The following is a 14,485-nucleotide window of genomic DNA, read 5'->3' as shown; positions in this document are numbered from 1 at the left end:
TTCTCGCGGCGGCGCGCCGTCGCGCCGGGCCGATGCGCGGGTCGGGTTCAGCGTGTCGGCTCAGGATTGTTCGGAAGTGTCGGAGGTGGGAGTGGGGCCGATGCGCGCACTACTTCCTCTTGGGCGCGGCCTTCTTGCGCGCGGCGGGCTTGCGCTTCTTGGCCGGACCCTTGGCGCGCTTCTCCGCGAGCAGCTCGACGGCGCGCTCGGGGGTGATGGCGTCGATCGACTCGTCGCGCGGGATGGTCACGTTGGTCTCGCCGTCGGTGATGTAGGCGCCAAAGCGGCCGTCCTTGATCACGATGGGCTTCTCGCTGACGGGATCCGTGCCCAGCTCCTTGAGCGGCGGCGCCGCCTGGCGACCGCGGCCGCGCTTGGGCTGCGCGTAGATGGCCAGCGCCTCGTCGAGCGTGATGGTGAGAAGCAGGTCCTCCGACTCGAGCGTGCGCGAGTCCGTGCCCTTCTTGAGGTACGGGCCGTACCGGCCGTTCTGCGCGGTGATGGCCTCGCCGGACTCGGGGTCCTCGCCCACCACGCGCGGCAGGCTCATGAGCTTGAGTGCGTCCTCGAGCGTCACGGTCTCGAGCGACATCTCCTTGAACAGCGACGCCGTCTTAGGCTTGCCCTTGGCGTCCTCGGGCAGCACCTCCGTCACGTACGGACCGTAGCGTCCGCCCTTCGCGACGATCGGGTGGCCCGACGTCGGGTGCTCCCCCAACGTGCGCTCGTCGCCGCCCTGGTTCGCGAACAGCTCCTCGGCCTTGGCGACCGTGAGCTCGTCGGGCGCGAGGTCGTCCGGGATGGACGCGCGCTGCTGCTCGCCGTCCTTGTCGCGCTCGATGTAGGGACCGTAGCGCCCGTTGCGGGCCGCGATCCCGTCGCCGATCTCGAAGGTGTTGACCGCGCGGGCGTCGATCTCGCCCAGGTTGTCGAGCAGCTCGCGCAGGCCCTCCGTGGGCGCGTCCGGCCCGCCGAAGTAGAACTCGCGCAGCCAGTCCTTCATGGACCGCTCACCCGAGGCGATGCGGTCGAGCCCTGCCTCCATGTCCGCGGTGAAGCCGTAGTCCACGAGCGTGGGGAAGTGCTCCTCGAGAAGCCCCACGATCGAGAACGCGAGCCACGTGGGCACCAGCTGCTTCTTGTCGACCCGCACGTACTCGCGGTTGATGATGACGTCCACGGTCGACGCGTACGTCGACGGGCGCCCGAGCTTGCGGTCCTCGAGCTCCTTGATCATCGCGCCCTGCGTGAAGCGCGGCGGCGGGTTCGTGACGTGAGTGAGCGGCTCGAGGTTCGAGGCGTCGACCGCGTGCCCGGCCGCGACCTGCGGCAGGCGCTCGTCGCCGTCGCCCGGCTGCTTGCCGGACTCGTCCTCGTAGCGCGCGGCCTCCTTGGACTCGATGTACAGCGCACGGAAGCCGGGGGCGGTGAGGATGGTGCCGGACTTCGAGAACTCGACCCGATGCCCGCCGGAGGACTTCGCCTCCACGGTGATGGTGGAGGTGGTGCCCACCGCATCGGCCATCTGGGATGCCAGGGTGCGCTTCCAGATCATCTCGTACATGCGGAACTCGTCGCCGCGCAGCTGGGTGCGCAGCTGGTCCGGCGTGCGGAACTTGTCGCCCGCGGGGCGGATCGCCTCGTGCGCCTCCTGGGCGTTCGAGTCCGCGGAGGCGTAGATGCGCGGGCTGGACGGCACGGCGTCCGGCCCGAACAGGTCGATCGCCTGCGAGCGCGCCGCTCGGATCGCCTCGCCCGACAGCGACGGGGAGTCGGAGCGCATGTAGGTGATGAAGCCCTGCTGGTACAGCGCCTGCGCGACGCCCATGGCCTGCTTCGCCCCCAGGCCCAGCTTGCGCGAGGCCTCCTGGATCAGCGAGGAGGTGATGAACGGCGCGGCCGGGCGCTTCTTGTACGGCTTCGAGGACACGTCGGCGACGGTGAAGGTGGCGTGCGCGAGCCCCGACACCAGCGCGGCGGCCTCGCCCGCCGTGACGTGGTGCGCCTTGTCGTTGGTCAGCACGCCGCGGTCGTCGAAGTCCTTGCCCGACGCCACGCGCTTGCCGTCCACCCGGGTGAGGCGCCCGACGAAGGCGACCCCCGCATCGGCTCCAGCGGTCGCGGTGAAGGTCGCGGTGAGGTCCCAGTACTCCGCCGAGCGGAAAGCCATGCGCTCGCGCTCCCGGTCCACGACGAGGCGCAGCGCCACCGACTGGACGCGGCCGGCGCTCGAACCCTGGCCCACCTTCCGGCGCATCACATCCGACATGTCCCAGCCATACAGGCGATCGAGGATGCGACGCGTCTCCTGCGCCTCCACCAGCTCCATGTCGATCTGGCGCGGCGCCGCGAGCGCGCGCTCGATCCCCTCGCGGGTGATCTCGTGGAAGGCCAGGCGCTTGACCGGCACCTTGGGCTTGAGCTCCTCGAGCAGGTGCCACGCGATGGCCTCGCCCTCGCGGTCCTCATCAGTGGCGAGGTAGAGCTCGTCCGCGTCCTTGAGCGCCCGCTTGAGCTCCGCGACGGTCTTCCTCTTCTCCGGCGACACCATGTAATAGGGCTCGAAGTCGTTGTCGACGTCGACGGCATACTTGCCGAACGGCCCCTTCTTCTTCTCCGCCGGCAGGTCGCGCGGGTTGGGCAGGTCCCGGATGTGGCCGATCGAGGACACCACCTCGTAGTCGTCGCCGAGGTAGCCACCGATGGTCTTCGACTTGGTGGGCGACTCGACGATCACGAGCTTGCGGGGCATGCGGTCCTACTTTCGTGGCGGAATCCCGGCGGCTCCAGGGGTGCGGGACGCTCACAGAATACATACGGTCTGCCGGGTGTCGACCGGGACCAGGGGCCGCCCTACGGGCGACTCCTTCACAGCGCCGATGCGCGTACTGGGTCGAGCGGCCAGGGTGAGTTGGTGCCGGGTCGCGGCGGTGTCGGCGCGCCGTCGCCGTTTCGTAGGCGCCTCGTCGCCGCGCCTACCGCGCCTCAGCGCCGTGCTCTCGGCACGCACAGACGTCACAGATGGAGTGCGCAGCCATGCGGCGCCGCCCGTTCAGCGACGGACCGGCCGTGCAGTTCACCTGCGAGATAGGTGCGCGGTGGTCAGCAGTCGCACGCGATGCGGGCGCCGCTCACGGGCGCGGGTGCGGTGAGCGGATCCGGCGCGCGCGTGACATCGACCACAGCGCCAGCCACGACGGCGTCCACCGGCAGCCCTTCCCGCGCCCAGTACTCGAAGCCGCCGATCATCTCGCGCACCGCGTAGCCCAGCTCCGCGATGATGAGCCCGGCCCGGGTCGCGCCGTTGCAGGCCGGACCCCAACAGTACACGACGAACGCGGTCCCGGGCGGGTAGGTCGGGATGCGCGCGGGCATCTCGGGCTTGGGCATGTGCGTGGCGCCGCGGGCATGGCCCTGGTTCCATGCCGCTTGGTCGCGGGTGTCGATCAGCACGAAGCCCGGCTCGCCGGACTCGAGCGCGGCGTGCACGTCCGACGGGTCGGTCTCGAAGGCGAGCTTGGCGCGGAAGTGGTCGGCGGCGGCGTTCATGGTGTCAACGCTAGAGAGCCGCTGCCGCGCCGGGAAGGAAGAATCCGTGCCGTTTCCGTTGACTCGCCGAGGATCGCGCAGGCATGGTGGGGCCATGGCCGCTGATCTCACGCTCGACTCCACCGACCGCGCCATTCTGTCCGCGCTTCAGGCCGACGGCAGGCTCTCCATGACCGACCTCGCCGGGCGGGTGTCGATGTCCGCGAGCGCCGTGACGGAGCGGGTGCGGCGCCTCGAGGAGCGCGGAGTCGTCGACGGCTACGCGGCCGTGGTCGCTCCGGCGAGCGTGGGCCACGCGATCCTCGCGTTCGTGCGGCTGCGCTATCCCAGCACCAAGTACCAGCCGTTCTACGACCTGATCGACCGCACGCCCGAGATCCTCGAGGTGCACCACGTGACGGGCGAGGACTGCTTCATCATCAAGGTCGCCTCGCCATCGATGGCGGCGCTCGAGGACACCACGGCGCGCATCGGCCAGCTGGGTGCGATCACGACGAACATCGTGTACTCGAGCCCCCTGCCGCGCCGCGCCGTCACGCCGGCGAGCTGACCGTCAGGAGACGAACGGCCAATCGTCGGCGTACGAGAGCGGCACGGCCATCCGCATGACCGCGAGTGCCCCGACGGCGGCTGACCCTTTCGAGGCACGCTCGCCAGCAAACTTGAGCCTGCTTCACTCACGTTTGTCCGCCTCAACTTGACACCCGAGCCGGAGCGCGGATACTTGAGTGTAGGCGGCTCAACTCCCGAGCCGGCAGACGTCGCGGCCGTCAGGGCCGCACCAGAAGGAGGACACCTCATGTCACGAGCAGTAGGCATCGACCTCGGCACCACGAACTCCGTGGTCACCGTCCTGGAGGGCGGCGAGCCCACCGTCATCGCGAACGCCGAGGGCGCCCGCACCACCCCGTCGGTGGTCGCGTTCTCGAAGACCGGCGAGGTCCTGGTGGGAGAGATCGCCAAGCGCCAGGCCGTCACCAACGTCGACCGCACCATCACCTCCGTGAAGCGCCACATGGGCACGGACTGGTCGCAGGAGATCGACGACAAGAAGTACACCGCGCAGGAGATCTCCGCGCGCATCCTCGGCAAGCTCAAGCGCGACGCCGAGGAGTACCTGGGCGAGAAGGTCACCGAGGCCGTCATCACCGTCCCCGCCTACTTCAACGACGCCGAGCGCCAGGCCACCAAGGACGCCGGCGAGATCGCGGGCCTCAAGGTCCAGCGCATCGTCAACGAGCCCACCGCGGCGGCCCTCGCCTACGGCCTCGACAAGGGCAAGGAGGACGAGCTCATCCTGGTCTTCGACCTGGGAGGCGGCACGTTCGACGTGTCCCTCCTCGAGGTGGGCAAGGACGAGGACGACTTCTCGACCATCCAGGTCCGCGCCACCGCCGGCGACAACCGTCTGGGCGGCGACGACTGGGATCAGCGCATCGTCGACCACCTCATCAAGGAGGTCAAGAACACCGAGGGCGTCGACCTCGCCAAGGACAAGTCCGCGGTGCAGCGCCTGCGCGAGGCCGCCGAGCAGGCCAAGAAGGAGCTGTCGAGCGCGACCAGCACCAACATCTCGCTCCAGTACCTGTCGATCGGCGAGAACGGCCCCGTGCACCTGGACACGCGCCTCACCCGCGCCCAGTTCCAGCAGATGACGCAGGACCTCATCGACCGCACCAAGGAGCCCTTCCACCAGGTCATCAAGGACGCCGGCATCCAGCTGTCCGACATCGACCACGTGGTGCTCGTCGGCGGCTCGACCCGCATGCCCGCCGTGACCGACGTGGTGAAGGAGCTCACCGGCGGCCAGGAGCCCAACAAGGGCGTCAACCCTGACGAGGTGGTGGCCGTGGGTGCCGCGCTCCAGGCCGGCGTGATCTCGGGTGAGCGCAAGGACGTGCTGCTCATCGACGTCACCCCGCTGAGCCTCGGCATCGAGACCAAGGGCGGCGTGATGACCACGCTCATCGAGCGCAACACCGCGATCCCGACGAAGTCGTCGGAGGTCTTCTCGACCGCCGAGGACAACCAGCCCTCCGTGCTGGTGCAGGTCTACCAGGGCGAGCGCCAGTTCGCCCGCGACAACAAGCTGCTGGGCACCTTCGAGCTCAGCGGCATCGCACCGGCCCCTCGCGGCGTTCCCCAGGTCGAGGTCACGTTCGACATCGACGCCAACGGCATCGTGCACGTGGGCGCGAAGGACCGCGGCACGGGCAAGGAGCAGTCGATCACGGTCACCGGCGGCTCGGCGCTGTCGAAGGATGACATCGAGCGCATGGTCAAGGACGCCGAGGAGCACGCGGACGAGGACAAGAAGCGCCGCGAGGACGCCGAGACGCGCAACAACGCGGAGACCTTCGCCTACTCGACGGAGAAGATCCTGTCCGAGAACGAGGACAAGGTTCCTGCCGAGGTCGCGGACGAGGTGAAGACCGCGATCGCGGACGTCAAGACCGCGCTCGAGGGCGACGACGTCGCCGACATCAAGGCCAAGCACGACACGCTCGTGGAGAAGGCGCAGAAGATCGGCGAGGCCGTCTACGCGTCCCAGCAGGCCGATGCGGCGGCTGGCTCCGCGTCCGACGCTCCGGCGGGCGAGCAGCCCGCCGATGCGGCGGAGGACGACGTGGTCGACGCCGAGATCGTCGACGACGAGGACGACAAGAAGTAACGCGCCCGCGGCGGGGCGGGCAGTGCCCGCCCCGCCGCCGCGTTCCTCTCACGGGAAGGCTCACCATGACCGACCAGCACCCCACCCCCGATCCGAACGACGAGAACGACGCCGCGCAGCGCGACGGCGTCGACGCACAGCAGAACGACGCCGCCCCGCAGGCGGAGGGCGCCGACGCGGGACAGGACACCGACCCGCTGGCCGATGCCGAGCGCATCGTCAACGAGGCAGCCGAGGGCCTGGGCGACGCCGCCGCCGACGAGTTCAGCGCGGACGAGCAGGGCGCGGACGACGCGCTCAACGCCGCATACACCAAGGCCGCCGAGCACCTCGCCGACCTCCAGCGCCTCCAGGCCGAGTACGTCAACTACCGCAAGCGCGTGGATCGCGACCGCGAGGCCGCGGGCGAGCTCGCCGTCTCCAAGGTGATCGAGGGCCTGCTGCCCGTGCTCGACGACATCGCCGGCGCGCGCGAGCATGGCGACCTCGACGCGGACGGCCCGTTCAAGTCGATCACCACCAAGCTCGAGGACGCCCTGGGTCGCCTCGGGTGGTCCAGCTTCGGTGCGGCCGGCGAGCCCTTCGACCCGCAGGTGCACGAGGCACTCATGTCTCAGCCCTCGACCGAGGTGACCGAGCCCACCGTCCAGCACGTGGCGCAGCCCGGCCACCGCATCGGCGAACGAGTGATCCGCGCCGCGCGGGTCATCGTCGCCCAGCCCGAGTAGACCCCGACCCGCCTGGAAGGAGGCGCGCAGTGACGAGCCAGGACTGGTTCTCCAAGGACTTCTACGCCACGCTGGGCGTCCCCAAGGGCGCGAGCCAGGAGGACATCAAGAAGGCGTATCGCAAGCTCGCGCGCGACCTCCACCCCGACCGCAATCCCGGGGACGCGGCCGCCGAGTCCCGCTTCAAGGAGGTGGGCGAGGCATACGGCGTGCTGTCCGACAAGGACCAGCGTCAGCAGTACGACGCGATCCGCACCATGGGCGGTGGCGGGCCGCGCTTCCAGGCCGGCGGACCGGGCGGCGCGGGCTTCGAGGACGTGTTCTCGAACATGTTCGGCGGCGCGGGCGCCGGTGCTCGTCCCGGCGGAGCGCCGGGCGGCCAGCAGTACCGCGCCCAGGGCTTCGAGGACATGCTCGGCAACCTCTTCGGCGGCGGCTTCCGCCAGGGACCGCAGCAGGGCGGCGACATCGCCGCGGCCACCGAGGTCAGCTTCCGTCAGGCCGCCGCCGGCGAGACGATCACCCTGCGCACCGGCACGGGCGACATCACCACGCGCCTGCCGGTGGGCGTCAAGAACGGCCAGAAGATCCGCATCCGCGGCAAGGGCAGGCCCGGCAGCAACGGCGGCCCAGCGGGCGACCTGATCCTGACCGTGCACGTGGCGCCGCACCCTGTGTTCTCCACGGACGGGCGCAACCTGCTCGCGACGCTGCCGGTGAGCTTCGACGAGGCCGCGCTGGGCGCGACCGTCGAGGTGCCGACTCTCGACGGAGATCGCGTTCGCGTGAAGATCCCCGAGGGCACGCCGTCGGGCAAGGTGCTGCGCGTGAAGGGTCGCGGTCTCGCCGCCAAGGACGGGCAGGGCGACCTGCTGGTCACCATCACCGTCGACGTGCCGAGCAAGCTCGCGCGCAAGGCCAAGGAGGCGCTGCAGGCCTTCGCCCTGCACACCGCCAAGGACGATCCCCGCAAGGACTACTACAAGGACGCGGCCAAGTAGCGCCGATGCGCGGCGCACCGGGTCTACGGTGGCACGTGAGGAGAGGAGGCGAGCCTGATGGAGCAGCCTGACGTCGACGAGCCCGTCTTCCTCATCTCCGCAGCCGCAGAGCTCGCCGGCATGCACGCCCAGACCCTGCGCCAATACGACCGGCTGGGGCTCGTGATCCCGCGGCGGCGCCCGGGCGGAGGCCGGCGCTACTCGCTGCGCGACGTCGCCACGCTTCGCGAGATCCAGCGCATGAGCCAGGACGAGGGCATCAACCTTGCTGGCATCGCGCGCATCCTGACCCTCCAGAAGCAGGTCGACCGTCTCCAGGACGAGGTGCGCAAGCTCCGGCCGCGCGCGGACACCGGCTCGCGGGTCTTCACCTCCGGGCCCTCGGGGTCCGTCGTGATCGTCGAGCGCGGGCGCCGCGTCTCCCGCGACGAGGGCCGCTCGCTCGTGCTGTGGAGCGCGCGAGCCCAAGACTGAGCCGCGGCGAGGAACTCCGACGGAAGGGGTCTGACACCGCCCTCAGCTCGGTGCCAGACCCCTCCCTTCCCGGGATCGCCGGGACTATCGCTGCAACGACTCCACAAGGTCGCTCGCGAAAGAGTGTGTGCCGGGAAGCGACTCGATCCAGACCCGCGGCGGCTGGCGCATGAGGTTGCCACCCTTCATCGCCTGCGCACGATCAGAGATGTGGTCGCGCAGGGACGCGATGCCCGTCCCCAACGTGGCGCCGCGCTCCACCAGCACGGCATAGAGTCCGTCTCCCATGCGCGCCATCGGATGGCCCACGCCGTAGGCGCCGCGCAGCGCCTCGCCGGCCGCGGCGTTGCGCGCGATGCGCTGCCAAGGGTCCGTCGCCTCCACCGAGACGTCGACCATCACCAGGGCGTGCGTGGTCGAGACCTCGACGCCCAGGCGCCCTGCCGTCCCGTAGACCTCCGCAAGGCGTTGCACCAGGTACTCCGGGGTTCCCAGGCCCGACTCCGCATCTGTCATCACCGGCGCCTCGAGCAGCGGCTCCGAACCCGCGGTCCAACCCTCGCACAGAGCGCGGATGGACCGGATGGGCGCCGCCTCGAACCCAGCGGCCTTGAACAGCACCGCCATGTCGTCGATCGCCTCCGTGATGCCCACGCCCGCCCCCGACCGGGCCTGACCCAGGCGGAAGGCGGCCGGCGCCGTGTCGAGTCGAGCCTCGAGCGCCTCCGCGAGCGCCTCCGCCGCAGGGGTGTACCAATCGCCAGGACGCAACCACACCGTGGTGATGCTCGCGCTCTCCCAACGCTGGAGAAGCGCGGCCTGCCCGTTGCCGGGGACCTGGGTGTCGTTGCTCATGCCAGATGAGACGCACATCACACTCGCCTATGACGCGAGTTCGCGAGAACTTCTTCACGAAGCGCGAAGTGGGGCAAGTGTGACCAATTCCCCAACCCCCACTCTTGCCCACCCCCTCTGAACCCAGGGAAGATAGGGAAGCCCTGACAATGGTCGTGGGAGGAGGATGTGCCCATGAGCTCGGAGGCGATCGCGCTGTGGACGGAGACGTCCAGCGATCCTGAGCTCATCGCCGGCGTTCGTGCTGGCGATGCGGCAGCCTTCGGCGTGCTCTACGAGCGCCACGTGGGGGCCGCGCGCAAGGTCGCCGCCCAGTACACGAACGCCGCGAGCGACATCGATGACGTGGTCTCGGAGTCTTTCTCCCGCGTGCTCCGGGCGCTGCAGCGCGGCGACGGGCCGGATCTCGCCTTCCGCGCGTACCTGTTCACGATCGTCCGCCGCACCGGCATGGACATCATCGACAAGGGCATCCGCACCAAGCCTCGCGACGACATGTCGCCCTACGAGTCGTCGATCGGCTACCAGGCGGCATCCGACGAGCCCGCGCTCGACGGCTTCGAGCACGGCATGGTCGCCGAGGCGTTCAAGTCCCTCCCCGAGCGCTGGCAGGCCGTGCTCTGGTACAGCGAGGTCGAGAAGAAGACCGCCAAGGAGATCGCTCCCCTGCTGGGCCTCACGGCCAACGGGGTCGCCGCGCTGTCGTACCGCGCCCGCGAGGCCCTCCGACAGGCCTATCTCCAGCAGCACCTCAACACCTCGGAGGAGATCGGCTGCCTCGAGGCGAACGCCCAGCTGGGCGCCTACGTGCGCGGCGGGCTGTCCAAGCGCGAGTACGGCAAGGTGGACGGCCACGTCCAGGGCTGTGAGCGGTGCGGGGCGCTCGTCGCCGAGCTCGAGGACGTCAACCGCGGCATGCGCGGCATCATCGCGCCGCTGTTCATGGGCGCCGTCGGCGTGGGAGCGCTCGAGGGTGGGCTCCCGATCGGCGGCGTCTTCGGACCCGAGGCGACCGCCGGTGCGGGCGCGACGGCAGGCGGAACCGGGGCGGCGGGCAGCGCGATGGGCGCGGGCGCCACCGCTGGCGCCGCAGGTCTCGCCGGCGCCCTGGGCGCGTTGGCGAGCGTCGCGCTTCCGACGGCCGCCGCGATCGGCGTCGTGGCGCTCGCGATCAACGGCGCGAGCGCCCTGGGGGTGTTCGCGCCAGCCGGCGAGACCGGTGACGAGGCCGATGCCGTGGCCATCGAGCCCTCGCCCTCACCTTCGGAGACACGCAGCGGTTCCGAGGGCCAGCCTGGCGCCGCGCCCACGCTGACCCCCACGCCGTCGCCCTCGCCCAGCGCGTCCGCGGATCCTCAGGAGCAGGCGCCATCGTCGAGCGCTGGCAGCGACCCCGAGCCGCGTGCCCGTACGGTGATCTATGGGCTGAGCAGTGACGACTCCAGCACAGGCTCCGGGGCGAGCAGCGACCCTGGGACCGGCGGGGGTTCGCCTGTCGGTGACGGTTCGGGGTCGGGCTCCGGTTCGGGTTCCGGCTCCGGCTCTGGCTCTGGTTCCGGCTCTGGCTCTGGCTCGGGTTCCGGTTCTGGCTCTGGCTCGGGTTCGGGCTCCGGTTCGGGCTCTGGCTCGGGTTCCGGTTCTGGCTCCGGTTCGGGCTCTGGTTCCGGCTCGGGCTCGGGCTCTGGCTCTGGTTCCGGCTCCGGCACTGGCGGGCGCGCCATCCTCTCGATCGGCCAGGCGCCGCTGAACGTGATCGCGCTGTCGCGCACCGCACCACGCATCGGCATGAGCGTGGCCAACGATGGCGACGGCAGCGCCGAGGACGTCGCGGCGACCATCACGCTGCCTGCGGGACTCGCGTTCGCTCCCGCGAGCACAGGGGCCGGCGCGTTCTCCGTGCCCGACGTGGGCTCGCTGGACTTCGTGATGGCGCAGGCCACCGGCGACACGTTCACCGCAGGAGACTGGGAATGCTCCCTCAGCGATGACGACACCGTGGTCGACTGCACCCTCGACGGGCTCGATGGGGGCGCGGGCACCCAGCTCGACCTCGACGTCCGCCTGCCGGAAGGGAAGCTCGCCGACGACGCTCGGACGACGTTCATGGTCGCGTCGGGCGACCAGCGGGTGGAGTACTCGGTGAGGACCTCGATCACAGAGATCGACGACGGACTCGATCCAATCTTCACGGGTCGAGGCGGGCTGGGAGTCGCTCAGTTCGGGGCGCCGCTCCTCACGTGCGATCCGACCCAGGGCACGTGCCTCGAGGCCCAGCGATACACGGGCCCCCGCGAGCTCTCTGGTCTGCCTCTCGACAACAACAACTATGTGATGGTCCCGCTGAACTCGGCACATGGAGATCGGGTCTCCGGCACGACCGCGGTGGACATCCCCGAAGGAGCCACCGTCACCAAGGCCTACCTCGAGTGGTCGGCGAACCGGGCTCTGCCGCGCGTCGCGTCGTTCGGCGGAGACGACTGGCAGGGCTCGCTCGCAAGCGCGCGGTTCCAGGTCCCCGGCGGTGCGTACGCGTCCGTGGCGGCTGACGACGTCTCGACGCTCACGCAGGGCAATCGCGAGTACTACGTCTCGCGCACCGACGTCACGGCGGTCGTGAAGGCCGCGGGCTCCGGCACCTACGCGCTCGCCGATATCGCCGTCAGTGCCACGCGGACCGACAGCGACCCCACCTACTACGCGGGCTTCACGCTCACGGTCATCTACGAGGACCCCACCCTCGACGAGAGCTCCCAGGTGACCCTGTTCGAGGGACCGCATTGGGTCTCGGCCAGCGCGCCCGTGGTCAAGGAGATCGACCTGCTCGAGCGCTCGGACGTCAGCCTGTCGTGGACCGCCTACGAGACCGACCGCGCGCTCTCCGGCGACACCGTCGACCTTGGCGGCGACGTCTTCAAGGGAATGCGTCAGAGCGGGCACTCCGTGCCAGACAACGCCGGCGACTCGCACGCGTTCGGCTCCACCTACGCCAACACCATGGGCGTCGACGCCAAGCCGTTCGAGCCCAAGACCAGCCGTCCCGAGGGCGTCCACACGCTCACCGTCAAGACCACGGGCGACAACTTCCTGATCGGCACGATCGCGGTCACGATCGCGGACACCCGCCCGTAGCGTCAGCGCTCCTCGTCAGCGAGCCGGCTCGGGGCTCCAGTCCAGGTCGAGCTGTCGCGCCGTGCGCTCTGCAAGGTCAACACCGGCGATCCGCGCGACCACATGCAGCGCCATGTGCATGCCCGAAGTCAGGCCGCCGCTGGTGATCACCGATCCCGCATCGGCCCAGCGCACCCCGCCGACGGCGCCCGGCACCCCCGCCGCTCGCAGCGCGTCCACGTCCTCCCAGTGGGTGGTCGCGGGCACGCCGCTCAGGAGTCCTCCGCGCGCGAGCAGGAAGGCGCCCGTGCACACCGAGGTCGTGAGCCCGGCCGCGCCGGTGAGCGCGCCAACCGCCTCCTCGAGCACCTCGTCTGCCAGCGCCGCCTCGACGTCGATGGTGCCCGGCACCACGACCACGTCGAACGAGGGGGCGATCCGCGCATCGGCGAGGCCGGTGAGGGTCATGCCGCCGTAGGCGATGGCGTCGGAGCCATCGGGGCTGAGCAGCTCGACGGTGAAGGGAGGCTCGTCGCCGTCGCGCTCCACGAGCCGCGAGGCGGTCAGGAAGACCTCGTACGGTCCGCCCGCATCAATGAGATCGAAGCCGTCGAAGACCAGGATGCCGATGCTCGTCATGGCGCCAGGCTAGGCCACGACCTCGGCGGAGGCACGCGGACGCACCACGAGCCACAGCGAAGCGTTCGCCACCGCCAAGGCGCCGATCATCACGACAGCCATGGAGGTCACCGAGATTCCTCCCAGACCGATCAGCGGCGTCGCCAGACCCGCCACGCCCATGTTCAGAGCGCCGATCAGCGACGCGGCCGTGCCGGCCTCCTCGGCGTGGCCCGCGAGCGCCGTCACCTGGACCGTGGGCATGATGAGGCCCAGCGGCCCCACCACGAAGAACAGCGAGATCAGCACTGGGATGACGCCCGTGTCGAGAAGCCCGGATGCGAGCAGCGCGAGTGCGCCGGCAGCCTGGATGGACAGGCCCAGCGTGGTGACGGAGCGAGGCGGGAGCACGCGCATGAGACGCGCCGAGACCTGGCTGCACACGACCAGGCCGATCGAGTTGATGCCGAATACCAGGCCGTACTGCTGTGGGGTGAGGCCGAACAAGTCCTGCAGCACGAACGACGAGGCTGACAGGTAGGCGAAGAGCGCCGTGAACGACATCGCACCGACGATGGCGATGCCCACGAAGGCCGAGTCGCGGAACAGATGGCGGTAGCGCGCGGCGACGGCAGCGGCCTCGAAGCGACCGCGCCTCGACTCCGGCATCGTCTCCACCATGAGGAACGCCGCGACCACGATCATCACCACGCCGTACGCGGCGAGAACGGCGAAGATGCCGCGCCACTCCATGACGTTCAGCAGCTGCGAGCCGATCACCGGAGCCGCCACCGGGGCCAGTCCCGTGACGAGGGCCATCCGGGCGAGCATCCGGATCAGCTGCTGACCGCCGAAGAGGTCACGCACCATGGCCATCGCGACCACGCCGGCGCCGGCCGCGCCGATGCCCTGCAGCACGCGGCCGACCATCACCAGCTCGACCGTGGGCGCGAAGGCCACCGCGACGGACGCGCCGATGTGGATGGCGGTGGCGATCAGCAGCGGCTTGCGCCGTCCGAGCGCGTCGGACAGCGGTCCAACCACGAGCTGGCCGAGGGCGAAGCCGACCATGGTGGCCGTCAAGGTGAGCTGGATGGCGGCGTCGCTCACGCTGAGGTCCGCGGCGACGTCAGGGAAGGCGGGCAGGTACAGGTCGACCGTGAACGGCCCGAGCGCCACCAGCGCACCCAGCACCAGGATGTACTTGAGCTTGTCCGCTCGGCTCAGGGTGCGACCGAACGCCTGCGCGACAGTCGCTGCTGGCTCGGGCGCGCGCGGGGCCGGGACCTCGGACGCGGGCGTGCCGCACGGGGCATGAAGATCGGAAGACACAGGGGTGCACTCTCTGGAAGACGGGGCTGCGGCGCTGAGACAGGACTGCCGAGCCTGCAGAGAGGAAGCCGGCGACACCTGTCAGCGCCGACGTGTTCATGCTATTCCCTACCGTCTGGTAAGTAAAGCCAGGATGGGGAATGCTCTCG

Annotated in this window: 11 protein-coding genes; 6 read left to right on the top strand and 5 right to left on the bottom strand. The window is 70.1% G+C overall.

Annotation, left to right across the window (positions count from 1 at the left end; genetic code table 11):
- Nucleotides 1-109: 109 nt before the first annotated feature.
- Together topA and B7K22_RS06795 are read right to left on the bottom strand one after the other, a co-directional pair.
- On the bottom strand, nucleotides 110-2,752 hold the full coding sequence (gene topA, locus B7K22_RS06800) for a type I DNA topoisomerase (protein ID WP_084039194.1): 2,643 nt from the start codon (nucleotides 2,750-2,752) through the stop codon (nucleotides 110-112).
- Between the two features lie 350 nt (nucleotides 2,753-3,102).
- Complete coding sequence (locus B7K22_RS06795) at nucleotides 3,103-3,549, bottom strand: rhodanese-like domain-containing protein (RefSeq protein WP_084039193.1); 447 nt, start codon at nucleotides 3,547-3,549, stop codon at nucleotides 3,103-3,105.
- Between the two features lie 94 nt (nucleotides 3,550-3,643).
- On the opposite strand from B7K22_RS06795, the gene B7K22_RS06790 reads away from it, so the two are divergent.
- From B7K22_RS06790 to B7K22_RS06770, 5 genes are all read left to right on the top strand, one after another.
- Entirely contained in the window at nucleotides 3,644-4,099 is a 456-nt protein-coding gene (locus tag B7K22_RS06790; protein ID WP_084039192.1) for an Lrp/AsnC family transcriptional regulator, read from the top strand.
- Between the two features lie 249 nt (nucleotides 4,100-4,348).
- Nucleotides 4,349-6,220 (top strand): molecular chaperone DnaK, encoded by a 1,872-nt coding sequence (gene dnaK / locus B7K22_RS06785; RefSeq protein ID WP_084039191.1) that lies wholly within the window; start codon nucleotides 4,349-4,351, stop codon nucleotides 6,218-6,220.
- A 65-nt stretch (nucleotides 6,221-6,285) separates the two neighbouring features.
- Entirely contained in the window at nucleotides 6,286-6,948 is a 663-nt protein-coding gene (grpE, locus tag B7K22_RS06780; RefSeq protein ID WP_084039190.1) for a nucleotide exchange factor GrpE, read from the top strand.
- A 29-nt stretch (nucleotides 6,949-6,977) separates the two neighbouring features.
- Nucleotides 6,978-7,949 carry a DnaJ C-terminal domain-containing protein gene (locus tag B7K22_RS06775; protein WP_084039189.1) on the top strand — a complete coding sequence of 324 codons (972 nt, stop codon included), beginning with the start codon at nucleotides 6,978-6,980 and terminating at the stop codon, nucleotides 7,947-7,949.
- 57 nt (nucleotides 7,950-8,006) lie between these two features.
- Entirely contained in the window at nucleotides 8,007-8,423 is a 417-nt protein-coding gene (locus B7K22_RS06770; protein WP_084039188.1) for a heat shock protein transcriptional repressor HspR, read from the top strand.
- An 84-nt stretch (nucleotides 8,424-8,507) separates the two neighbouring features.
- Here B7K22_RS06770 and B7K22_RS06765 read toward each other — a convergent pair whose 3' ends face one another.
- Entirely contained in the window at nucleotides 8,508-9,278 is a 771-nt protein-coding gene (locus B7K22_RS06765) for a hypothetical protein (RefSeq protein WP_084039187.1), read from the bottom strand.
- Between the two features lie 174 nt (nucleotides 9,279-9,452).
- Here B7K22_RS06765 and B7K22_RS12220 point away from each other — a divergent pair, with 174 nt between their 5' ends.
- Nucleotides 9,453-12,407, top strand: a complete 2,955-nt coding sequence (locus tag B7K22_RS12220) for a sigma-70 family RNA polymerase sigma factor (RefSeq protein WP_084039186.1) — start codon at nucleotides 9,453-9,455, stop codon at nucleotides 12,405-12,407.
- 15 nt (nucleotides 12,408-12,422) lie between these two features.
- Here B7K22_RS12220 and B7K22_RS06755 read toward each other — a convergent pair whose 3' ends face one another.
- Together B7K22_RS06755 and B7K22_RS06750 are read right to left on the bottom strand one after the other, a co-directional pair.
- Complete coding sequence (locus B7K22_RS06755; RefSeq protein ID WP_084039185.1) at nucleotides 12,423-13,025, bottom strand: DJ-1/PfpI family protein; 603 nt, start codon at nucleotides 13,023-13,025, stop codon at nucleotides 12,423-12,425.
- A 9-nt stretch (nucleotides 13,026-13,034) separates the two neighbouring features.
- Nucleotides 13,035-14,336 carry a multidrug effflux MFS transporter gene (locus B7K22_RS06750; RefSeq protein WP_234983338.1) on the bottom strand — a complete coding sequence of 434 codons (1,302 nt, stop codon included), beginning with the start codon at nucleotides 14,334-14,336 and terminating at the stop codon, nucleotides 13,035-13,037.
- Nucleotides 14,337-14,485 lie beyond the last annotated feature (149 nt).

The organism is Demequina sp. NBRC 110053, from assembly GCF_002090095.1.
Taxonomy (GTDB): Bacteria; Actinomycetota; Actinomycetes; order Actinomycetales; family Demequinaceae; genus Demequina.
This window is presented reverse-complemented; position numbering and strand designations above follow the sequence as displayed.